Raw genomic sequence first — 24,166 nt, 5'->3', positions numbered from 1 at the left:
GCCTTTGTTGTTGTATACTTTTTAATGAAAAGCAGCGGTTTAACATCAGTTTTACCACCGTCATCTTTCTTCAATTTAAAATAATACGTCAGGGATTGTTGCTTGCCCGATTGTTCTTCTTCTATCTTTACAAAAAAGGGAGCGTGTTGCAGGCTATCTTTTTCTTTATTGGAGACAACAGTCAGCTTTGTTTCATTGTCTCTTATTGTGCCCGGTAATGCATCTTCATTTACCATTGCAAGTACATTATAATCTTCGGTATTGGCAATCTGCTTTTTCTCGGTTGATTGTTTTTTAGCAGTTACTTTCTTTTGTGGTGAAACAGTTTTTTTCGGAATCCTACTGTAAATTATTGGTGAAGGATGTTCTTTTTCACTAACAACGACATCCTTATTTTCCGTTTTTATTAGTACTGCAGGCTTTACGCTGACAGCAATTTCGCCAGGTATTGCCTGTTTATTTGCGATGGAAGGAAGCAGACCAATCAGGATCAAGATTATAAAGGTTAAACCTGCCAGCTGAAATTTTTGGAACCGGTTTATATTTATTTGCACCTTTCTGTCATCAAACAATCTCTTTATCCGGTGCAGTAACATTTTTTTATCATTCGTTGCGGAAACTGACAGCATCAATTGCTGATGCCGTTGTTCCTCCAGCACCAACAAGGCTTTGGCATATTCCCGTGGGTTATAGCGAAAGTTGATCACCCAATCGTCACAACAGTTTTCCCTTTCCCGTTTTGCAATTTTATTCAGCAGGCCAACAAATGGATTAAAAAATAGCATAAGCGCTACCGAAGATTGTAGCAGATTCAACAAAAAGTCGTTCCTTTTTATGTGAGCCAGCTCATGCAACAGAATAGCGTTTACCTGATCGGTGCTTAAATGATTAACGATTGCTGCAGGCAGCAATATAATAGGTTTAATGAACCCTGTTACTGATGGCACATCTACATGGTTGGATAACCAAACCTGCACCTTTTTTTTAATACCCAAATGAAGGGCTGTACCTGCAGTGAACATCCTTATATCAGCGGGTGCTTTTAACAGTCCATTTTTACTAACAAAACGAAGTTCCAAATACTGGCGGGCGAACTGAAAAATATGGAAGCCAAGCATGCCAAAATAAAGAACGGCCACAACAGGAAGCATTTTGTTCAGAGATTCTACCTGTAGTAACCATTGCGGCGAAGAGGTAGTATCCGCGGAAGATAACAGTAAATAGTTTTGAAGTGCAGTAAAACCAAACCATATAGCGGCGATAAAAATAAGAAACAGACTAAGCTGGTATTTAATTAAGGCAGGTAATTTTTTATTTGAATAAGCGGCTGACTGATAAACAATCCACAAAACGGCAGCCTGCCAAAAACTGTTGGCAATGGCCCAACCGACAGACTGTAAAAAATAAGCATTTGCAAAAAACGATGTCTGCATAACACCTGTAAATTAGATGCTGTTTAAATAATTCCTGATTTCTTCCAATTCTTCCTTAGAGGTTTTGTGATTACCCAACGCCTGCATAACCAACTGGGCGGGGGAACCGGCGAAAAGCGAATCGATCATCCGGTTTAAAAACAAATCCTGTGTTTTTTCCTTTGTTACTGCTGGCGTGTAAATATGTGTTTTACTGCTGCTGTCACGGGTCACAAGGCCTTTTTCAAACATTATCTGCATCAGTTTCAAGGTAGTGGTATAACCCGCTTCCTTCACTTTTAAGAGTTCTTCATGTACATCTCTTACTGTTGCGGTTTGCTTTTGCCACAACACCTGTAATATTTCCAGCTCGCCTTCAGTTGGCCTTGTATTTTTTATAAGCGTCATAATACGATGTTTTTCGTATTCAAATATAAAAATTAATTTCTTAAATAAACCAAAATTTTCGCAGGCGGAATATTTTGGTGATAAATGTATAAAATAGGACGAACCTGTACAGACTTAGAGACAAATAAAAACCCCGGTGTGTTTCACCGGGGCCGTTTGCAGTTAGTTTTGGAAAATTATTTCTTTGTAACTATTTCTTTGTAACCCTGATATCTATTCTCCTGTTTTGGGCTTTACATTCTTTGGTGTCGTTTTCAGGACAAACAGGAAATTGAGCACCATAGCCTTCAGCACTTAAACGTGCGGCAGTTGCGCCTAATTTAACGAGCTCATCTTTTGCGGAAGTTGCCCTGTCGCCGGAGAGTTTTACATTGGTAGCAGAGTCACCGCTGTTATCCGTATAGCCACCAAGTTTTAATTCAACAGCGGGGTAGGCTTTTAAAATAGCAGCAATGTTTTTCAACTGCTCCTGTGATGCTGGTTTCAAGGTGGTTTTGCCTGTTTCAAAATACAAACGATCCATTGTGAACCAGGTATTTTTATCAACTGCTTTGCTTCCATCGGTTATAAAATCAAACAGTTTCTTTTCAGCAGAGTTTCCGCCAACTGTGATTTCATTTCCGTCGGCCAGTTTTAATTTGCCCATCGCTCCGGCATCGTATACAAAATCTCCATCAGCATTCACGCTTCCTTTCACTCTATTTGTAACTGTTACTGTTACACCTGTACTATCGCCGGTTTTGGTAATTTTTTCTTCGATTATTGTATTGCCACCGATCATTTTTCTCATCGTTTCCATCTGGGCCTTCCTGTTGGCTTCAATTTTATCGTGGTGTATTTTGGCAAGGGTAGGGGCAATTACCAGTGATACGATACTCATTAATTTAATAAGAATATTCATTGACGGGCCAGAGGTATCCTTGAATGGGTCACCCACTGTATCACCAGTAACAGAAGCCTTGTGCGGATCTGATTTTTTATAGTACATGGTGCCATTGATATCAACTCCTTTTTCAAAAGATTTTTTTGCATTATCCCATGCACCACCGGCATTGTTTTGAAAGATACCCATCAATACACCACTAACGGTAGCACCTGCTAAAAAGCCACCCAATACTTCCGGTCCAAAAATAAACCCTATTACAATCGGCGTTAACAGTGCAATAGCGCCTGGTAACATCATTTTCTTTAGTGAAGCTTCTGTAGAAATTGCTACGCACTTATCATATTCTGGTCTGCCTGTACCTTCCATAATTCCGGGAATAGTACGGAACTGGCGGCGAACCTCTTCTACCATGGCCATAGCCGCTTCACCTACCGCACGTATTGCAAGAGAAGAAAATATAAAAGGAATCATTCCACCTACAAATAAACCTGCCAATACATCAGCGTGATAAATATCAATACCATCAATACCGGCAATACCTACAAAGGCAGCGAACAAAGCCAACGCAGTCAATGCGGCAGAAGCAATGGCAAAACCTTTACCACTTGCCGCAGTCGTGTTACCTACCGCATCCAGGATATCTGTTTTCTCACGAACATCAGCAGGCAGCTCGCTCATTTCAGCAATACCACCGGCGTTATCAGCGATGGGGCCAAAAGCATCGATTGCCAATTGCATGGCAGTTGTTGCCATCATACCGGCAGCGGCAATTGCCACACCGTATAAACCTGCGCAAGCATAGGAACCATAAATTCCGCCTGCTAAAACAATGATTGGTAACAAGGTACTTTCCATACCAACAGCCAAACCACCAATGATATTGGTAGCATGCCCTGTTGCAGACTGGCGGATAATACTTAACACCGGGCGTTTACCCATGGCCGTATAATATTCAGTAATGATGCTCATTAAAGCACCCACCAACAAACCAACCATAATGGCACCAAATACACCGGTCTTTGTAAAATCGTGACCACGCAGCGTCATGTGCTCGGGCATTAAAAAATTCACCAGGAAATAGCAGCCAATAGCAGTTAATACCATGGAGCCCCAGTTTCCCATATTCAAGGCATTTTGTACTTTATGTGTACTTAGACCGGCAGTTTCAGAAATGCGAACAAAGAAAGTTCCAATGATGGAGAAAATAATACCCATTGCTGCAATCAGCATTGGTAATAAAATAGGAGATAACCCACCATATGCATCACCCGCAGCAGCGGTTTCCCTTCCCAATACCATAGTTGCCAAAACGGTAGCTACATAACTACCGAAAAGATCGGCGCCCATACCGGCCACGTCACCTACGTTATCACCTACGTTATCTGCGATAGTAGCAGGGTTGCGGGGATCATCTTCCGGAATACCAGCTTCTACTTTACCCACTAAATCAGCACCTACGTCTGCGGCTTTGGTATAAATACCACCACCTACACGTGCAAACAAAGCAATAGATTCAGCACCTAAAGAAAAACCGGTTAATATTTCGATTGCTTTTTCAAGAGCTAACCTGTATTCCTCTGAACCAATAGTATAACCGGCAACAAATGTGGTGTATAAAACAATAAACAAGCCGCCTAATCCCAACACAGCCAAACCTGCAACACCCATACCCATTACACTACCACCGGTAAATGAAACAGACAACGCCTTGCTTAAACTTGTTCTTGCAGCCTGTGCTGTACGAACGTTTGCTTTGGTAGCTATTCTCATACCTATGAACCCCGCCAACGCACTAAAAAATGCACCCACAATAAATGCAAGGCAGATACTCCAGTGGCTGTTGGCATTGCTGTAACCCATCACACCTAATAACAGTGCGCCAATAATTACGAAATAAGTAAGAATTTTATACTCGGCTTTCAAAAAAGCCATGGCACCTTCAGCAATATAAGTACTGATTTCTTTCATGCGTTCGTTACCGGCATCTTGTTTTGATACCCAGGCAAACTTGATAAAAGTGTACAAAAGGCCAACAATGCCCAATGCAGGAACTACGTAAAACAATTTGTCCATAATAAATATATAATGTTAAAATTTGGAGGGCAAAAATAGGGTAATTGCTTCAAAAAGAGTTAAAAATCACCTTTTCTTGAAAAGACCGGGCGGTTGGTTAGTATGGAGCCCTGGCACATGCCCCAGGGTAACTTAGCTGAAAAAAGATGTCGGGGTTTTCATATCACGGGCAATCGCTGATGTCTGTTTCAACTCCCGGTTATAGAAAAAGCCACCCGTATTTATCAATCCGCAATTAACAAGCGGCTAACATACTGTTATTGTATTAAGGTTACATTTGAATCACAATTAAAAAATTAAAATTTACAATTATGAAAAAATTAATGATCGCCTTCTGTATGATGTTAGGTTTCGCGGGTATTGCAACAGCACAAACTACTGCAGCAAAATCTACCACAACAAAACCAACGGAAATGAAAGTTGTAAAAAAAGATGCAACTGCCAAAGTGGTTAAGATGGATAAAACAAAGCCTGTTGCTGCAAATGGTCTTAAAGCCGATGGAACGCCGGATATGAGATTAAAGGAAAATAAGGATAAAGCAAAAGCGGCAGCGACTATCACAGGTCCTAAAAAGAAAGACGGTACACCTGACCTGCGCTTCAAAGAAAATAAGAAGAAGAACTAATAGTATTGGATCATAATATTGGGCACCAGCTAATTACTGGTGCTTTTTTTTGCTGATTTCCAAAAATGCAGCTCCGATATTGTCAATCAGGTCGCTTGCAATCAAAGCCTCCTGGGATATTTTGTCTGCGGCAATATCTCCTGCAAGCCCGTGAAGGTAAACTCCTAAAATTGCTGCGTCTCTTGCTGCATATCCTTGTGAGAGTAATCCACAAATAATTCCGGTTAATGTATCGCCTGTTCCGGCAGTTGCCATTCCTGCATTACCAGTCGTATTAAAATAATGCGGTTCCTCGGGACAGGCGATAAAAGTGTAGTGTCCTTTTAATATAATATAGCATCCAAGGCTATGCGCTTTTTGTATGGCGAGTTGCAATCGCTCCAAATCGTTGCCTGTTTTTCCAAACAGTTGTTCAAATTCACCCGTGTGGGGCGTAATGATCAAATCAGTTGTTTTTCGCAAGGGCAGCTTAGTTAGCAGCGGATTAAGGAGCGAGAGGGCAGTGGCATCAACTACCAACGGTCCTTGCCAGTCAACCAATAATTTATTTAGCAATTGTGTATTACCATTCGACTTTTCCAGTCCTGGTCCGATTGCGATGGCAGATTTTTTTATCCAGGTTTTGGAAGCATCCTTTTCAGAACTGGTAATGGCTTCAGGAAGGCTGATGTGAATAATGGCTTCGCAATCAGGCTCCACATGAATTGTTACAAGTCCGGCGCCGCTTCTGATACAGGCTTTGCTGCAAAGCACGGCAGCACCCATCATGTTTTTACTTCCTGCATATAAAAAAGCATGACCGAAAGTATATTTATGTGCAAATTGATTTCGGGGTTTATATATACGGTTGATCAGCTGTTCATCTGTTTTTATAAAAGCTGCACTGGTATTTTCATAATATTTTTTGCTCAGGCCGATAGAGAGTAGATGAATGCTGCCGGTGTATACTGCATTTTGTGGTAGCAGGAAAGTCAATTTATATGTTTCGAAACTAAGTGTATGCGTGGCTTTAACAATGGCGCCATCATCAACACAATTATCTGCAGGCAGGCCCGAAGGCATATCAATGCTGATGACAGTTGCATTTTGTTTGTTGATAAAGTGTACCAGCTGAGCGGCAAGATTTTTTAAAGGCCGATTGACACCGGTGCCAAACAATGCATCAATCAACACTGTATTTTTTGAAACAGTCGGAAAATCTGCTGCCACGCGGAGCGTAACCACATCAACTTTTAATGTTTTCAATCGCCGTAGATTAACTCCAAAGGCTTCACTGGAATTCGTACTTTCAACCAGGTAAACTGATACTTTGAATTTAGCCTTATGCAAGAGCCGTGCAATTGCCAACCCATCGCCGCCATTGTTACCAGGCCCACATAGCACCATTATATTGGGGGAGGTAGCAATATTTTTCCTGATCCAGTCAGCACAAGCGCCGGCAGCTCTTTCCATTAAGTCAATGCCATTGATGGGTTCTTCTTTTATCGTAAAGGCGTCCCATGCTCTTATTTGCTCCGCAGAAAATATTTTCATCTGGTAAAAGTAAAATAACAAAATGGCTTGCCATACGGAATGCTATTTTTATTTCTTTTAACCAGGGATATATTCGGATGGTACTTAAACTGTGGCGCTTATTGAATTAAAAAATGGCTTTCTTTTTTTGCAAACCGTTTTAATCATTTTTTTAGAAAGTAAACCTGGCAGATACACCCACACCGCTTGCCTCAAAACCTACATTGGTAATCAGGTTTAGTTCAGGTTTCCAGTCAACAGAAACGTTCAGTGGTATTTGCTCAAATTTATAATCCAAACCCACTATACCGGCAGCACCAATAAAACTGGTGCTGTACCGGAAAGCTGCATAACCGCCCGCACCAACAAACCAGTTCAGGTGCTCAGCTGATTCAATCGGGTGATGCCACTCGTATAGAGCACACAACCCTATACCATTGCTCACGCCAACGATGCCTTCAACTGCGTTGCTTGCATTTAAAAAGTGTTTAATGGTAAAACCCGGGGAAATGTTAGCCGAGTTTGGTCCGAGGCGGATACCAATCGCGTTATTGTATTCCTGAGCGCTTGCGGCCAGCGAAAAAAGGCTGAGGATACTGCAAACAAAAAACATTTTTTTCATGATAATTGCTTTAAAGGTTGTATAAACTAAACAAATATTTTATCGCGTAAAAATTGCCATGCAATAATACATTGGTGTAACGCCGCATAAGAGGATTGGGCTGTTAAGGCTTTGTAAAAAATTATCCTGCAAACTACTGGTCATCTTAGCATTGCTGCCTGGCTGCCACTAAACAATTGTGCAGAACCAGGTAAACAAAACATTCCGCCACAAATATGTATATATTTATACATCATCCACGCAACTTATGACGGATGTTTGTAACAACGGTTTAATTTGTAACCCAATATTTATACTTCATTAAAATTCAGCCCGTGAATAAAAGGCGCTGAATAGTGGGAATAGACGGCAATCCAAACAGTTAATTAATGCAAACAACGCAACTACTAAAACGACTGCAATCAATCGATGTTTTCAGGGCAATCACTATGTTGCTGATGGTTTTTGTCAATGACGCTTCAGGTGTAACAGGCCTTCCGGCCTGGTTAGGGCATATGGGCGCAGATGAAGACGGACTGGGCTTTGCTGATACTGTTTTTCCTGCATTTCTTTTTATCGCCGGGATGTCCATTCCTTTTGCTATTGGCAACCGGATGAGCCGGGGGGCTACTTTTATACAGGTGTTTTTTTATATTGTCAGCAGATCTTTTGCCCTCATAGTAATGGGTTTCTTTCACGTCAATAGTGAAAATTACAATGCCACGCTTGCAGGCTTTCCGCAACCTTTGTGGATTATTGCAATTACGCTCGCCTTCTTTTTGATCTGGCTTGATTACCGGTCAGAGGTATCAAAAATGATTAAGTTTAATTTGATAGCCGGCGGCGTAATTTTATTGTTGGGTATGGCCGTATTGTATAAAGGAGGCACTCCAGATGCTGCTGCCGGCATGAAACCTTATTGGTGGGGAATATTGGGCATCATTGGCTGGGCCTATTTTGTAAGCGCCTTTATTTACCTGGTGACAAAAGGCAATTTTTATTTACTGCTTATTGGCTATGTCATCGCTGTGTTCATTAATGTGGCGAATCATACGGGTTTTATTGAACTCAATTTACCACTTATCGGTGATGCTTCATCAGTTTCTTTAATGATGGGCGGCGTGTTACTGTCAGTGTTGTATGCTCAATTAACCAATCTCCGAAAAGACCGGTCAATTAGGATTGCCTTTGTGGCCCTTGGTATTTCACTGATCGTTGCAGGTGTTATTATAAGACCTTATGCAGAGGGTATATCTAAAATTCATTCAACACCAGCCTGGGTTTTTATTTGTACAGGAATAAGCATATTAACTTTTACAACACTCATCTGGTTGGTTGATATAAACGCCAAACAACACTGGTTTAACTTTATAAGGCCTGCTGGTACCAGTACACTTACCTGTTACCTCGTCCCTTATTTTTGGTATTCTTTGTATAACCTGGTTAATTTTCATTACCCTGCAATTTTTAACCACGGTGCAGGCGGATTGTTTCGCTCTGTTGCTTTTGCTTTTTTAGTGGTGCGGCTTACCGGTTTTTTGGAGAAAAAAAGGTTGAGACTGAAAATTTAATCTGTGTGTATTATTCAAATAATTCAAACTTGTTCTTTGGCCGCCTGCTTTCCCACCATTTGAAATTTTTTAAAAATTTTTGATCTTCGGGACGTTGACGGATAGGGTAGAGGGTGCCATCCACATCATTTACAAATTTTACTTTGTTCACCGTTTTATCAGCAAAATAAACATCTATCACATCGCCTTTGCTTCTGTTCATTCCTATATAGGCGCTGTCATCGTCCTGGGGATAAAAGATGCTTTCTGCAGGAGAGCCTTTTATCCGCATATAATCAATGGTGCCATCTTTAAAATAACCGTTGATGGTTCGTCCACCCATCTGGTTATACATTTGCTTGTTGGCTTCATTAATGATGATGCCATTTTCAAACACATACATTCGTTTAGCTTTTTTATTTTCAGTAAACATGTAGATAGTATCACCTGCTATCTGCGATTTATTATTGAACACGAGCGGTTTTTGATACAGCCTGAAAACAGAATCTTCTGAAGAGTAAAATAAGCTGTCGCATACAGATTGTACGGAATCATTAAAAATGCGGACATGATGGAAAGCCTCAAAATACCGGATGGTTGTGTCTTTGGCGATTTTAACGCCAGCAGCTTTTTTAACAGAATCTGATGTAGCTATTTGTTTGAAGGAAAGACTGTCCCTGTTAATCAGGCTGTCCATTGGCTTGATGGCGGCCGCTTTTTTAAGATCAGTATTGATGGTGAATTTATTTCCGGCAAGCTCTTCACTTCGTATTTTTTCAATTGCAGCATCGGCCCGTTTTGTAATGGCTGCTTCTTTGGCATTTTCAGCGCTCATTTTAATTTCGGCAGGCGTTGGCTCATCTTTTTGAACTACATATACAAAGCCTGCGTCTTTTTGCAGCGGGGTAACCGGCTTCAGCCAGTCAATATCCGCGAATGTTTTTTTAGGTATGTTGTTGTTGTTTTGCAAACCCTTTCCCAGGGTGGAGTCGTTTAAATTAATGGTGGTAGTATTTTTAAGCGTGTCTGTTTTTAATATTTTGTTACCATTCTTATCAAGCTTTATTACGCCTGAAAACAGTGTGTCGGCGGCAATAAAAGTACTGTCCTTACCTTCGCCTTTAAAAATTAAAAGTGGTTTACGGGTGGCTAAAAAAGACTGGTCAAATTTGCTGGAAAAAATCTGGTTGCCCAGTATTGAATAACCGTTCACACTATCCCTTATAACAGCGTTGCCTTCCAGCTGGGCGATTCCGCTTTTTTCATCGTAGGCAATATCGTTGGCAACATAGGTTCTGGTGCTATCTTTTATTACAGTGCGGTTACCAAAAAACGCTTTCCCATTTTGCAGGTTGTACGATCCTGTTTTTGTATAAATATCACCCCCTTCTTTGCTTTTAATTTTTGTGGCGGTAATAAAAGTTACCAGCTGTGATTGTGTATTATAGAGCAAACTGTCACTTACAATATCATATTTTGGATCTATCAGGTGCACATTCTTTTTAAAATACACATCTTTTGTACTTCCATAATAAACCCCTTCGTTACTGGTTAAAACCGTGGTACCGTTTACAACTTTACCACCTGTAGTGTAGGTTCCTACGCTCGACTTTAAATCGTATACTAAATCCTGTGTGTACAATGTTCCTTTTTTATCAGTCAGTCTTACATCTTTTTTTAAAAAAGCCACTCTGTCTTTGCCAACATATTTAAGATACTGCGAGTAAGTGTGTATGCTGTCATTTTGATTGATATGCACATTGCCAAAGGCTTCCAGGATATTTGTAAGACTGTTGATAGTCGCACTGTCGCAATAAAAAAGTGTTAGTCCTTCTTTTAAAATAACATTACCAGCAATTGTTTTTAATGTAGTCAATGTGTCAATTGCTTTTTCCCGCAAGCTTTGACCTTGTATAATCTGGATAGTTCTGAGGGTGTCACTGCCGGGTTGAGGAGGAGAGGTTACCTGGGAGGCTGCCTTAAAATTTGCTGCAAACAAAAGCAACAAACAAAATAAACCTGGTGTAAATATTAATTTCAACGCATTTAATTTTAGCCGCCTGCAATTTCTATTTTTATTTACAAACAGTATCACAAAGTTTATCGTTATTGTCTGCAGTTAAGTAACATGGATTAACCCGGAGAAAAAGGTAAAAAGAGAATTGTTGCGTTTTGTTATGGCTTTATAATGTATGGCGCATTGACAGTATCAGCCAAAGGTATCAGCAAAGGGCCATTTTTGTCTTTTTTGCCAAACACAGAGATATTGACATATCGCTTAGGATGCACCCTTAAATCGTCCAGCAGTAAGTTTAATTTATTGCTGGTTGCGTTCAGGTTATTGTATAATTTGGTATCGTTTAGTAACAGTCCTAAAGTTCCATCTTTGCTGCTAACTTTACTTACCGCGCCTTTCAGATCAGTAAGTGTACCGTTTAAAGTGTTCAGCGTTTTTTCAAAATCAAGCTTAGAGAATTTTTCTGTAGCAGTCGCCACATTACTCATTGTTTGATTCAATTTTTCGTTATTATTTTTTAATGCGCCTGTGAAAGAACTTACATTATCGAGTGTTTTTGCCAATGCCCCGGTTTGAGCATTTAATAAACCCTGTAAAGAAGCAGATGAAACGGCAAGGCTGGCCGTTGTCTTATTCAGGTTTTCAAGCATACCCCTGATGTTTTTTTTTGAGTTTGGATCAAATACACTGGTCACGGTAACAAGTAAGGAATCGAGTGATTTCACCGCATTGGTAACCTGATATAAAACAGGATCCAGTTTTTTCATGGCATCGCCCAGAATGTCTTCGCTCGCTATTGTCCTGATAGTGTCATTGTTTTTCAGATAAGACGAACTGTTGCCAAGCCTGATATCCAGCTGTACATTACCAAGTAAAGATTTATTAATAATCGCTACTGCATCATCAGGAATCACCACGTCTTCGGTCATATTGATGTCAACCATTATGCGGCGCATATCCCGTCCTCCATCCGTTTTATTAATATTACCAACCTGCTTTCCATTGATCACCACCGGGTTGCTGGTGGCCAGGCCTTGAATATCTGTAAAAACGGCCTTATAGTGCATGGTTTTACCACCAATATTTTTTCCTTTTAAAAAATTAAATCCTAAAATGAGCAGAACTATAGCGATAGCAGTCAGGGCGCCAACTTTGGTTTCGTTTGAAATAGTCATTTGTAAACTACATTGTTTAAACGTAAAAATAGGGAATAATTACCTGACGGACCCGCAGCAACGAATCGTTATTTTTTTGTAAACAACACTACTCCATTTTTTTTCGCATCAGCTGTAATGCGAACTTCCGTCCTGGTGTCGCCTTCTGTAACTATCATCAACGCGGTATTTGGAGCTATGCTGCCTTCATTTTCAGCATAAATTACCAGCTCATTTTCAGTTTTGTCGGGATCGGCTGAGAGGTTAAGGGACAGAGGCTTTTCCGTTAATTTTTTATTGCTAAGAATATTTTTACCATTATAATATACAGAAACAATATCGCCGTCAATATCACCATCATCATATAAATCAACCTTAAAATCAGACTGGGTTAAATCAATTCTTTTTAAAACATTTTTCGCCCGGTCGGTATATTTTTCCGCTGGCTCATTGTTTTCTGCTGGTTTGGCAACTGCTGCTGCTGAAGTATGATCTATTTCTTCTTTATATTTTTTTACAGCCCTTGTGATACATTCTGCCAACTCTTGCTGGCCTTTTTCGCTGTTGATGTATCGCTCATCATCATGGTTAGTTATAAAACCTGTTTCAATTAAAATGGCCGGCATATTGGTAGCCTGTAATACCCAAATACCCACCTGGCGCTGGTTAAGTCCCAACGCAGGACGGTCTGTTTTATCTATTTCTTCATCCACAAGCGTAGCCAGTTTTATACTTTTTTTCTGGTAACGGTCCGCATAAATTTTTGCTTTAATTCGTCCTTCCGGCGAATCGAAATCAATGGTGTTATAGGCGCTGTCAATGCCAGATTCAATTTGTATATCCTCATTATTCATCACCGCTTTTAACTTTTCGCTTGTTTTATGTGCCGCAAAAAGCCAAATGCTGGTACCGTTGCGCTGGCTGCCTATTTTATAATATTCGTAGGTTGGAACAGTAACTGTATACGGGGTAGAAATTTTTTGTCGCCTTCTTCCTTTGCCTTTGTATTTAACATGGTACCTTGTTTCCTGATGGGTACCTATCTGCCTTCTGCCTGTTTTAAGATTCACTGCATCTGCATGGATACACAGAAACAAATCGCCATGGTTTTCATTGGCAATATTTGCTTTTTCCGGAGGAGATTGATAAATATCGGTTGTTCTTGTAGGAACTATTTTTACATCCGGTAATTGTTTTCTTAACTCAGCTACCAGCTTATTACTTATTTCCAGGGTTACATTTTTCTCATAGGAATTCAACCCGCCTTCATATCCTCCGTGAGCCCCAAAGTCTTTGCCACCATGACCAGCATCTACGATGATTGTTTTAATTCTTTTTTGTGTTTGAGCAATTGCAGAAAGCGAACACATACAAATTACTACTGCAAATACCTTAATCACAAAATTCGTTTTGAGCATATTCTACCGGGTTTATTCTGGGTTAGTAATTATAAGACTTTCTTCACACATTGTTGTGCCTAATATCATTATTTTTGCGCACAACTGCAATGAATAACAAGCACAAAGGTAAGGCAAAAAATATATTGGCATCTATGGCACTGGCCTTACTTACTGCAGTAACGCTTATGCCGGGGTATAAGATGTTTGCATTACCCGGCTTTTACAAAAATTTAACTAGCGACACTGTTCCCAAGTCGAAGCGTGTTGTAAAATCCAGGCCTGTTGTTGTTAAAGATTCAATTCCAAAAGTGCAGGTTGCAGCGCCGGGTCTTAAAGATTCCATGGCTACACCGGTTGCTGATTCGGTTCATTTTAATGGTGCCGATACTTCCAACCCCGTGAAGGGAGATACCATCTACGCAAAAATGTCAAAGGATTCCTTGAGCGCCCCGGTAACGTACCATGCAGATGATTCAATGGTGATGGATGTGCCCGGCAAAAAAATCACTTTGTATGGAAAAAAATCTACTACAGTATACCAGGATAATAATCTGGAAGCGCCCGTAATTATATTTGATCAGAAAACAAATTTAGTAACGGCCTCTTTAAAAAAGGACAGTGCCGGTAAAGTAATATCTTTTCCAACGTTGAAACAAGGGGAGTCTAAAATGGTGAGTGACACCATTGGCTTTAACATGAAGAATGGCAAAGGCATTACCAAGGGCACTTACACCCAGCAGGGTGAGATGTATATTTACGGGGAGCGGATGAAGAAGATCAATACATCTGATTTTTATGCCTTCCGGGGAAGGTTTACAACGTGTAACCTGGATACTCCACATTTTGCATTTGTCAGTAAAAAAATAAAATTCAGGGCCAATAAATTTGCCATTACCGGTCCTGTTCATCCAGAATTTGAGGGAGTACCCATTCCCATTGTTTTACCGTTTGGTATTTTTCCTTTGGCACAAGGCAGGCATTCCGGCATACTGGCACCTACCTTTAATGCCAACGACCAATTTGGTTTGGCATTGGAAGGCCTTGGTTATTATAAAGTGTTAAACGATAACTGGGATATAACTACCAGGGGAACCTTATATTCTTATGGGGGCTACATGTTCAATATCAGTCCGCGGTATTACAAGCGTTACCACTACTCAGGGAATTTTTCATTCGATTTTAACCATGTAAAATATAATTTTAAAGGCGATCCGGATTTTTCAACAGGAAATGTGTTTAATGTACGTTGGACACATAGCGCTGACACCAAATCCAGGCCAGGCGTTACTTTTAGCGCAAATGTAAATGCAGGTAGCAGTAAATTTAACCAGTATGTTCCCAATAGTCCTGCCAGAAATTTTCAAAACCAGTTAAGCTCTTCCATTGCTTACGCCAGAACCTGGAAGGATAAGCCGTTTAATATTTCTATCAATGCCAACCACTCGCAAAATACCAATAATAAAACGATCAACGTAACGTTGCCTGATTTAACGTTCAACCTGCAAACCTTGTATCCATTCAGAAGAAAAGAACCGGTGGGTACACTCAAATGGTATGAAAATATCGGGGTAGCTTTAAACTCAAATGCTAAAAGCCAAACTTATTTTTCAGATGATACTTCAGTCAGCAAACTGAATATCGGTAAACAGATTTTTGATCACCTGCAATGGGGCGCTACACACAACGTGCCCATTTCTTTATCATTGCCGCAAATAGGTCCGGTACAAATTTCCCCCGGCATCAGTTATTCTGAAAAGTGGTACCAGGAACAACTGCGTCAGAACTTTGATTCCATACATAATAAAATGGACACTGTACATAATAAAGGCTTTTATGCAGCGAGGGATATGGCATTCAGCCTAAGCCTTTCTACCCGTATTTTTGGTTCGTTTACATTTGGTAAAAATGCTGCAGTGCAGGCTATCCGCCATGAAATTAGACCTTCCATAAGTATCAGTTATAAGCCAGATTTAAGTGGTGGTTCTTATTATCTACTTAAAAACGACACATCACATAACTATTACAACAGGGTGTCATTGTACTCCAACAGTTTATACGGAGCATTTGGAGAAGGTAAATTTGGAGGGCTAAGTTTCAATATAGATAACAACGTGCAGATGAAACTGCGCAATAAGGCAGATACCGCAGCAGGTGCCACAAAAAAAGTTACCTTGATAGATGGGTTTAGCTTTAACGGCAGCTATAACTTTTTAAAAGATACTTTGAGATTCAGCACCTTTAGTGTTAGTGCCCGTACCAATCTGTTTAATAAGATCAATATTACTACCAGTGCTACGCTCGATCCTTACGATGTTGACCCTTCAAATGGCCGTACAATTAATAAATTACTCTGGACCAAGAAGCCAACGCTGGGCAGATTGGTGAGTGGAAGTGTATCCCTTTCAACCCAATTCCAGGGAGGCGATCAATCTAAAAAGAAGACACCGGTTCAGAATAACCCCAACCAGATGATTAATCAAAATACGGGTATGCCACTGGATGAGTACCAGACTGAAATGGCTTATATGGCTAACAACCCCGCGGAGTTTACAGATTTCAGCCTTCCCTGGTCATTGAGTTTTTCGTATTCCCTTCAGTTTAGTAAAATATTTCAGTCAGCTAAAATTGGCTTTAAAAATAACCTGGATCAGAATGTAAACTGGAACTCTACTTTAAAGCTTACAGAAAAATGGCAGCTGGGCATAAATGGTTATTATAACATTACTCAAAAGCAGCTGGGTACCCTCTCCATGTCGATTGCCCGCGAAATGCATTGCTGGCAAATGGCTATTAATATTTCTCCAGTGGGTAAATACCGGTTCTTTAATATTTCCATCAGCCCTAAATCTGCCATCCTAAGGGATGTGAAAGTAAACCGGACAAGAACTTTCTACCAGTTTCCTTAATGTCCGCATTCTTTTCTGAAAAAAAAAATTTCTAATAAAAGGTAGTTTGAAGCGGCCTGTTACTGCAGGCTTTGCTCTTTTGTTTCAATTTGCCAGGCATGACTGATATCGGCCGGAACGTAGGTATTTAATTTATCCAGTTCTAAAACGGTCGTGTCTTTTTCATTATCGCGGTGATACATGGGAACAAATTTAGCACCAATCACAAGTTCCTGTAAAGTATAAGATGATCTTGCCGCCACTGTATTGCTGAACATATCATCAAAGGCCTTAAAAAAAATCAAAATTTCACCTTTCGCATTGGCAAAATCGTCTGCAGTAAATCTATAAAACGGGCTGTTTTCTGTAATGGGATGAACGATTGTCCAGCTGAGCGTAAGTGCGTTTACCTTGTCATATTCCAGATCCAAAGAATAAAATTTATTTTTTGGATCTCCATTTTCTTCCATAATAATTCCTGCAGTTACTTTTGCTTCCGCATCTATCAGGTTATTGTTTTTGTAGGAAGCTACCCGCATCATAATTGCCAGGCCGTTATTAAAAGGTGCCAGCACTGCATTATCACTAAAGCGCACATAGGCTTTGGGTTTTGAAAAACGTCCATAAAACAAACCGGTGGCCAGGGCAAAACTAAGCAAGCCTATCAATGCCTCTATGGCCGCCACCGTACTTGCTCCAAACCCTCTCGGGCTGATGCGTCCGTAACCAACAGTGGTAAAGGTTTGTGCACTGAAAAAATAGGCTTCGCCAAATTTCTCCCACACGTTATTGGCAATAATGCCCTCCAAATGGTCAATGCCAATACTAAAATAAATAATAGCAAACACAAAGTTCATGAGCATATAAAACAAAAGGATGATGCAGAGAAATTTCCAACGGGGCAGCTGCAGCATGGTGTGGTACCAGCTGATACGGTTGAAATAACCGATGCCTCTTTTCTCAATATTGGGCATACCGTTTTTGTTGATAAAGCGGCCCCCGTAATCAGACGTATTAATTCCAAATCCAGTATTGATCTGGGCAGTGGCTTTTGTATTTAGTTTGCGAAGTATGGCCATATCATTAATATTAACGATTAAAATTAACACTCACCGCGACACAAAAAAATTAAAGGTTTAATATCTGCCTGCCATACTTAACAATGAAGTATTTTTGCGCCGGCAAATAAACCTACCAGTATGTTTTTAAAAGACTTGTGGTTATATAATAAAAAAGTTACCCTGGCTTTTTTGTTGTTTATTTTATTGTGGTTTTTTTTTAATGTCAAGCAGGGCGCCGTAGCAACCCCCATTTTACAGTATGCTATGTTTAGCGAAAACTATCACCTTGGCGACACCCAAAATATCGTTCGCTTATTTATCAATAATCAGCCTGTCAATTTCTCGGAATTATCGGTTTCAGGAAGAGATCAGCTGCAGGTTTCCCTGGAAAACTATGCACGTCAGCAACAGACAAATGAACTATTTTTTACTACCATGCAAAGGATATTAAACAAGGCAGGGGTGGGGCAGTGGATGAAAAAAGAATATTACACTAATACAGTTACCGATCAACAGTTTACTGAATGGTATACGCAACTGGCAGAAAGAATAACAGGAGAAAAAATTATTCACCTGTCGGCTTTTCAACAAAAATTTATTTTGCAAAACGGACGGTTAACACCGGTTGCTTCACCTGTAAAATTAAACGGTATTGTCGCTTTCTGAAAAACATATCAAACAATTTAGCTGGTTTTACCTGTTATGTTTTTTGATGAACTATGCCTGGTTTTGGTGGAATGGTTTATTGTTCTCTACACTCAATCCTGTATTTTTTTTAAACGGCCTGGATTTTACCAGGAACCTGCTAATGTTAACCAACCTGCAGCACTGGTTAATAAAATCGTACTGGTTGCGCATAGTCCTGGACGTTGTATACCTGCTGCTTCCAGTATTACTAACTATCGCAAACCTGCGCAGTTTTAAGGCCAAGCCAGTTATTGCAACAGCCACTATTGTTTTTACTATTGTATATGCCATTTTTTTTACCTCCATTAGCTACGTTAGTATGCAGGGCTTCATGAGCTGGATATTAATTCCATTAATTTTATCTGCAACCTCTGCGCGGAAATTTTATTATTACATTCATATTGTACGCCTTCTCTTCATCACCATGTTTGTTGCAGCCGCGGTTGAAAAAATAGCCAGCGGTGCAGTTTTTAATGTTGAACAGATGTCTGGAATATTGCTAAAACAGCATGGCGTATATCTTGTAAGCAGCAATGGAAATGGGTTTACTCAATTCATTTACTTTTTAATCAACCATAAAACAACCTCCTTTATTTTTTATATAGCAGGTACTGCTGCCGAACTGCTTTTTGCAGTGGGGTTATTTACCCGCAAATACGACCGTCTTTTGATCATTGTATTTTGCACCTTTTTGTTGGCCGATTATTTTGTGATGCAGATTTATTATTTCATCTGGCTGGTTTTTACCGGCTGTTTCTATTTTTCTGCTTTCCCGCTGGATGAAAAAAGAGAATACAATTAACTGTTGCCAGCTTTTAGTACTTTGCATGCACAATTTTTGTATCAAATTTTAATACAATGGTGTAGCAAAATATGCATTTTAATACGATTCTGAAACATACCATCGCATGGAAAATGATCAATACTGTATTGGTATTTTTAATCAATTTACTATTGGTTCATTTACTTGGTGTGGCAGCAAGCGGCAGTTTTTTCTACACCATTACAGAGCTGTCTTTGGTGGTACTGTTGTTAAGCTGGTGTCTTGAATCCGGCATTACTTATTTTGCCAGCCAAGACAGCCATTTAATATTAGCTATTCTCTTTTTTATTTTGCCGTTGTTATTTTTACAAGCGGCAATTGCTTTAGTTGTACTGAAGTATATGCAACTTACATTCAGTTATCTTATATCGCTGCTTTTTATTGTAAGCAGCCTGGCTATCATTTACTTTTCTGCTTTTTTCTATGCCAAAAAGTGGTTTATCGCTCTCAATGTAATTATATGCTGCGTCAATTTCGTTACTGCTTTGGGCTTGCTTTTTTTATGGTGCGGACATTGGGAAGCAAAAAGCAAAACGGAAATTTGCCAGTTTGTGTACATTGGGGGAATCGCTGTGCTGGCCGCGATTTTAGTTGGAGCTATATTATTCAGTACGAAGAAAAATACAACAACAGCTGAAGCAGTTTTTCCTGTTGTAAAAGAAATGTTTACCTATTCGTCTGTTGCGTTTTTGAGCAATACACTGTTTTTTTTTGTAATAAGGATTGATTATTATTTTGTTCAGCAATATTGCAGCCCTGCTGCCTTAAGCAACTATATCCAGGTTTCAAAATTCGGACAGTTGCTGATATTAGTTCCTTCCATTATCGGCAGCCTGGTTTTTCCGTACAGCGCCGGCAGTAGCGATGCTATGAGTGTAAACAAAGTACAGCAGCTGTGCAGGGCCATTACATTCATCTTTTTCCCTGTAACCCTGGTGATTGTTTTAACGGGCTATTGGGTGTTGCCCTGGGTATTTGGCGATGGGTTTAACCTGATGTACGTTGCATTGTTGTTGTACATGCCAGGCTTTTTCGCACTTAGTATTGTTACGGTGCTGGCGGCCCACCTGGGCGGAAGGCGAATGCTGAAAGCAAACTTGATGGCTGCTTTGGTGGCGCTGATTGTGGTTGTTGCAGGTGATGTACTGGCAATACCTTCTTATGGAATTAATGCTGCCGCCGCGGCAAGCAGTATTGGTTATATAGCCTGCTGCGTTTACCTGGTTTGGTTATTCAAAGTAAAATTTAACTGTACTGCAAAAGCTTTTTTCGTGTTTCAAAAGCAGGAAGTAAAATATATTTCAAGCCAGTGCAAAAAGTTTATACTTCCATCTACATACAAAGTAACTTGAAAATAAAAAGTAAAATACAATGGGGCGTTACCTGGCTGGCCATGGGCATGCTAAAACGTAGTTTAAAATACCGGATTAGTGGAGAAGGTGCAGGATGGCTGCAACACATACCGGTTAAAAATGTTTCCATATTTAACCGGGTAGATTTTATCGTGGAACAATGCAGGGATAAAAATGTATTGCATATTGGCTTTACTGATCACCCGTTTACGCGGCAAAGAGTGAACGATGGCATATTGCTCCATCTGCAGGTGAAGCCGGTTACAAAATTATTGCTTGGCCTGGATAACAGTAGTGAAGCCCTGGCTGAATATTGCAAAGCTACGGGCGATGACAATGTAATATTGGGTGATATAACTGATCATTATCCATTACAGGTACTTACCTTTCATCCTGAACTTATTTTATTATCCGAGGTCCTGGAGCACCTTGCCAATCCTGCAAAGGCAGTTGATATTTTGTATAACAGTTTCAGCAACGGTACCAGTGTTTTGGTAACAGTACCAAACTATACCGGCCTGGATAGCCTGGCCTCAAGCCTTAATAAAACAGAAGGAATTCACCCGGACCACCATTGGTATTTTTCGCCCTACACTTTATGTAAACTGTTTGATGACAAAAGGTTTCAGCTGCAACAGTTGCATTTTGGAATGTTCTACCTGCAGCATACCGTCATCAATACTGTTTTAAAGCAATATCCTTTTAACGGAGACTGCATCATGGCAATATTTTCGATAACAAAAAATGAAACTATATGATGCATGTTGTATGGCTTGTGAGCTGGTATCCTGGCCGGCGGGATGCCTTTACAGGTGACTTTATTGAAAGGCATGCGCAAGCTGTAAGTCACTATGCAAAAGTGACGGTACTGGCGGTTTTAAAAGATGAATTATTGCCTGCAGGAAAAGTTGAAATTGAAAAAACAACCGGTGGTAATTTAACTGTATACCGGTGCTACTATGGAAAATCAAAGTGGCCTCCCTTAATTGAAAGTATTTTTTCAGTAAAGCAATATTTTTTCCTGCAACGAAAGTTGTTTCAGCGTATCCAAAATGAGGAGGGAAGACCATCTATCATTCACGTGCAGGTAGCTATGAAAGCAGGATTATTGGCGATGATGCTGAAAAAAAAAATCGAACTACCATACGTGGTAACTGAGCACTGGACGGGTTACTATCGGCAAAGCAAGCCATCTGTTTATGATTCGGGCTTTGTGTACCGGTGGTTAAACAAAAAAATTTTAAAGCAGGCAGATTTATTTTTACCAGTTACAAAAGACCTTGGTGAAACGGTGAGCAAAAATTTTGTTTCTGTTAATTATTTGCCGGTACCGAATGTAGCGGATACCAATCTATTCTATTATCAGCCACTCCCGTCTGACGTATTCCGTTTTATCCATCCCTCGGTAATGACGTATCAAAAAAATCCGGAGGACATTTTGCAGGCGTGCCTGCAACTAAAAAATAAAGGGTACCGTTTTGAGCTGCAGATGATAGGCAGTAACAATGCAATGCTTGTGGAAAACGCAAGACGACTGGGTTTGTTGGATCAGGTTGTATTTTTCAGACCAGTGATAGCCTATTCAGCGGTAGCAGATGCCATGCGGCAGTCATCTGCTTTATTATTGTTTAGTCGCTTTGAAAACCTGCCCTGTGTTATACTGGAAGCGCTGTGTTGTGGACTGCCCGTGATCAGCAGCAGGGTTGGTGGCATCGCAGAAGTTGTTAATGAAACAAATGGTATTTTGGTAGAAAGTGAAAATGTTGAGCAATTGGTAAATGCCATGCAAAAAATGATCGATCAATATTCAACATACAACCAACCTGCCATTGCACGAAAGGCGGCGGCGCTTTATAGTTACAATACTGTTGGCAGCCAATATTTTTCTATTTATAAAAAGATAGTGCAGGGTGTTTAATACCGGTAGTACATATTACAGGCCAGCGATAATTACCATGTTACTTTTGTACGCCGCGTGTAATTTCTATTGCATTACCCGGCTAAGCGTAACCGGAGACGAATCCAACTATTATAAATATGGGATCAATATTTTAAAAAATGAACCACAAAAAAAATTGGCGAACGGTGTTCCGGTTTACAACAGCCAAATGCCCATTGTTGCCATTAATGCTTTAACGAGAGCAATCCCACAATTATTTAATCCGGCATTAAAACACAATTCGCAGCAAACCCTTACTGACGTAACCATTGGAAGGATATTCTCAGTTATTTCTGCTCTGCTGCTGGCCTGTTACGTGTTGGTATGGAGCACAAAATTATATGGCAGACGGGGAGGTTTTTTTTCGCTGACGTTGTATATGCTTTGCCCAAATATATTGGCGCATTCTCAAATGGTGGGCACAGATGTGTATAGTTTTTTAGTGTGCACAGCGACCTGTTATTATGCATGGCAGTTTAATAGAAGCCGGCAGATGAAGTACTTGCTGCTTGTGTCGTTGGCACTTGGTATAGGGCAGATAAGCAAGCAGTCTTTGTTGCTTTTGTACCCGGTTGTTATCGGTTTTTTAATGCTACAGGTGTACCAGGATAAACTTTTATTAAGGGAAAAAATATGGATTTTATTCAGACAAACTTTTATTATTGCCATCATATCCCTGTTAGTCATAAATACCGGATTTTTATTTAACAATACCGGTAAAACGCTTAAAGAATATCATTTTATTTCTTCAAAATTTAAAAATTTGCAACAACAATTTTCTTTTGCAAATGCAGTACCAATGCCATTGCCGGAGCCGTATGTTTTGGGATTTGATTATGTTTCTTTTAATGCTGAAACACCACCGGGTATTGACGGATTGTCCTCTTATGGATCGGGGACATTTTTGGGACAAGCCTTTACAGGGCAACGTATTTGGTATTACTATAGCATCTGTTTTTTATATAAACTACCCATTCCATTTCTTATCATTTTTTTTGCCGCCATTGCAGCATATTGGATTAATAGAAAACGATCCTTGTTTATGCACAACGAAATTTTTTTGTTGCTGCCTGTGGCATTTATTTTTGTAAGTTTTAGCCTTTTCAATACTATGTACCTCGGTATTAAAAACGTACTGTTCCTGCTGCCCTTACTCTTTATCTTTTGCGGCAGTCTTGTCAGTAACCTTCTATACTATTTAAAACCGAAATTATTTATATCAATAACCTGCACTCTTTTAATTTGGGAAGGTCTGTCTGTCGCAAGTTATTTCCCCCATTTTTTACCTTATACCAATGAATTTATTTATAATAAAAAAGATGCTTTCAAAATTTTCGGCGACGCCAATATATACTTTCAGGAAGGCTGGATTTTAGCGAAGGAGTACCTGGATAAACATCCCGATATTCAATTTGAGCCACAGGAACCGGTGCACGGAAAAGTGATGGTATCACTGGAAAAATATTTTGACTACTGGCATGATGGTAAAATGAAATGGTTGACAAATCTCCATCTTGAACCCGTAAGCCATTTCGACTCCCAGTATTTAATTTTTGATGTACCCTGAATACAACTCATTTTGACTTTTCCTATAATTTATTTTAGCAGCGCTGCAATTTAATCAGCAAACAAGCGTTTATACATTGGTTTTTCATAGGATATTGGATTTTAAAGCGGGCTGGATTTCTATCCGGCCTTATTTTTTTTACGCGTTGTGACCACAATATCAACCACTTGCAATTTTAAGTCTTTCCGTTTTGTAATTAATTTCTATACCAGC

At 39.9% G+C, this 24,166-nt stretch carries 18 protein-coding genes; 9 read left to right on the top strand and 9 right to left on the bottom strand.

The features are described 5' to 3' along the window. From JWR61_RS03475 to JWR61_RS03465, 3 genes are all read right to left on the bottom strand, one after another. A partial coding sequence (locus JWR61_RS03475; protein ID WP_301926467.1) for a M56 family metallopeptidase occupies positions 1 to 1,433 on the bottom strand: 1,433 nt, incomplete at its 3' end. Positions 1,434 to 1,445: 12 nt separating this feature from the next. Next, positions 1,446 to 1,820, bottom strand: a complete 375-nt coding sequence (locus JWR61_RS03470; protein ID WP_301926466.1) for a BlaI/MecI/CopY family transcriptional regulator — start codon at positions 1,818 to 1,820, stop codon at positions 1,446 to 1,448. A gap of 190 nt (positions 1,821 to 2,010) precedes the next feature. Beyond that, a complete protein-coding gene (locus JWR61_RS03465; protein ID WP_301926465.1) occupies positions 2,011 to 4,779 on the bottom strand; it encodes a sodium-translocating pyrophosphatase in 2,769 nt (922 codons plus the stop codon). 311 nt (positions 4,780 to 5,090) lie between these two features. On the opposite strand from JWR61_RS03465, the gene JWR61_RS03460 reads away from it, so the two are divergent. Next, a complete protein-coding gene (locus tag JWR61_RS03460; protein ID WP_301926464.1) occupies positions 5,091 to 5,405 on the top strand; it encodes a hypothetical protein in 315 nt (104 codons plus the stop codon). A 33-nt stretch (positions 5,406 to 5,438) separates the two neighbouring features. On the opposite strand, the gene JWR61_RS03455 is transcribed toward JWR61_RS03460, so the two are convergent. Beyond that, complete coding sequence (locus JWR61_RS03455) at positions 5,439 to 6,938, bottom strand: NAD(P)H-hydrate dehydratase (RefSeq protein ID WP_301926463.1); 1,500 nt, start codon at positions 6,936 to 6,938, stop codon at positions 5,439 to 5,441. A gap of 151 nt (positions 6,939 to 7,089) precedes the next feature. Beyond that, positions 7,090 to 7,539, bottom strand: coding sequence for a hypothetical protein (locus tag JWR61_RS03450; protein ID WP_301926462.1), 450 nt, complete (start codon positions 7,537 to 7,539; stop codon positions 7,090 to 7,092). A 368-nt stretch (positions 7,540 to 7,907) separates the two neighbouring features. On the opposite strand from JWR61_RS03450, the gene JWR61_RS03445 reads away from it, so the two are divergent. Beyond that, entirely contained in the window at positions 7,908 to 9,089 is a 1,182-nt protein-coding gene (locus JWR61_RS03445) for a DUF5009 domain-containing protein (RefSeq protein WP_301926461.1), read from the top strand. 10 nt (positions 9,090 to 9,099) lie between these two features. Here JWR61_RS03445 and JWR61_RS03440 read toward each other — a convergent pair whose 3' ends face one another. The 3 genes from JWR61_RS03440 to JWR61_RS03430 all read right to left on the bottom strand — a co-directional run bounded on the left by JWR61_RS03440 (position 9,100) and on the right by JWR61_RS03430 (position 13,657). Beyond that, positions 9,100 to 11,109, bottom strand: coding sequence for an OstA-like protein (locus JWR61_RS03440; RefSeq protein ID WP_301926460.1), 2,010 nt, complete (start codon positions 11,107 to 11,109; stop codon positions 9,100 to 9,102). A 134-nt stretch (positions 11,110 to 11,243) separates the two neighbouring features. Next, positions 11,244 to 12,260 (bottom strand): MlaD family protein, encoded by a 1,017-nt coding sequence (locus JWR61_RS03435; RefSeq protein ID WP_301926459.1) that lies wholly within the window; start codon positions 12,258 to 12,260, stop codon positions 11,244 to 11,246. Between the two features lie 68 nt (positions 12,261 to 12,328). Further along, positions 12,329 to 13,657 (bottom strand): N-acetylmuramoyl-L-alanine amidase, encoded by a 1,329-nt coding sequence (locus JWR61_RS03430; protein ID WP_301926458.1) that lies wholly within the window; start codon positions 13,655 to 13,657, stop codon positions 12,329 to 12,331. A gap of 89 nt (positions 13,658 to 13,746) precedes the next feature. Between JWR61_RS03430 and JWR61_RS03425 the strand changes: the two genes are divergently transcribed. Continuing rightward, entirely contained in the window at positions 13,747 to 16,545 is a 2,799-nt protein-coding gene (locus JWR61_RS03425) for a putative LPS assembly protein LptD (RefSeq protein WP_301926457.1), read from the top strand. Between the two features lie 59 nt (positions 16,546 to 16,604). On the opposite strand, the gene JWR61_RS03420 is transcribed toward JWR61_RS03425, so the two are convergent. Then, positions 16,605 to 17,603 (bottom strand): ion channel, encoded by a 999-nt coding sequence (locus JWR61_RS03420; RefSeq protein ID WP_301926456.1) that lies wholly within the window; start codon positions 17,601 to 17,603, stop codon positions 16,605 to 16,607. A gap of 120 nt (positions 17,604 to 17,723) precedes the next feature. Between JWR61_RS03420 and JWR61_RS03415 the strand changes: the two genes are divergently transcribed. The 6 genes from JWR61_RS03415 (at position 17,724) to JWR61_RS03390 (ending at position 23,953) form a co-directional block, all read left to right on the top strand. Continuing rightward, positions 17,724 to 18,251, top strand: a complete 528-nt coding sequence (locus tag JWR61_RS03415) for a hypothetical protein (RefSeq protein ID WP_301926455.1) — start codon at positions 17,724 to 17,726, stop codon at positions 18,249 to 18,251. Continuing rightward, positions 18,238 to 19,074 (top strand): hypothetical protein, encoded by an 837-nt coding sequence (locus JWR61_RS03410; RefSeq protein ID WP_301926454.1) that lies wholly within the window; start codon positions 18,238 to 18,240, stop codon positions 19,072 to 19,074. The genes JWR61_RS03415 and JWR61_RS03410 overlap by 14 nt, the downstream gene beginning before the upstream one ends. A gap of 71 nt (positions 19,075 to 19,145) precedes the next feature. Continuing rightward, complete coding sequence (locus tag JWR61_RS03405) at positions 19,146 to 20,447, top strand: lipopolysaccharide biosynthesis protein (RefSeq protein WP_301926453.1); 1,302 nt, start codon at positions 19,146 to 19,148, stop codon at positions 20,445 to 20,447. Then, positions 20,444 to 21,205 (top strand): methyltransferase domain-containing protein, encoded by a 762-nt coding sequence (locus tag JWR61_RS03400; protein WP_301926452.1) that lies wholly within the window; start codon positions 20,444 to 20,446, stop codon positions 21,203 to 21,205. Before JWR61_RS03405 ends, JWR61_RS03400 begins: the two co-directional genes overlap by 4 nt. Then, a complete protein-coding gene (locus JWR61_RS03395; protein WP_301926451.1) occupies positions 21,202 to 22,365 on the top strand; it encodes a glycosyltransferase in 1,164 nt (387 codons plus the stop codon). The genes JWR61_RS03400 and JWR61_RS03395 overlap by 4 nt, the downstream gene beginning before the upstream one ends. Before the next feature lie 37 nt (positions 22,366 to 22,402). Then, positions 22,403 to 23,953: a glycosyltransferase family 39 protein gene (locus JWR61_RS03390; protein ID WP_301926450.1), complete on the top strand. Its 1,551-nt coding sequence runs from the start codon at positions 22,403 to 22,405 to the stop codon at positions 23,951 to 23,953. The last annotated feature ends 213 nt before the right edge of the window (positions 23,954 to 24,166 follow it).

The sequence above is a fragment of the Ferruginibacter sp. genome (assembly GCF_028288465.1).
GTDB lineage: Bacteria > Bacteroidota > Bacteroidia > Chitinophagales > Chitinophagaceae > Ferruginibacter.
This window is presented reverse-complemented; position numbering and strand designations above follow the sequence as displayed.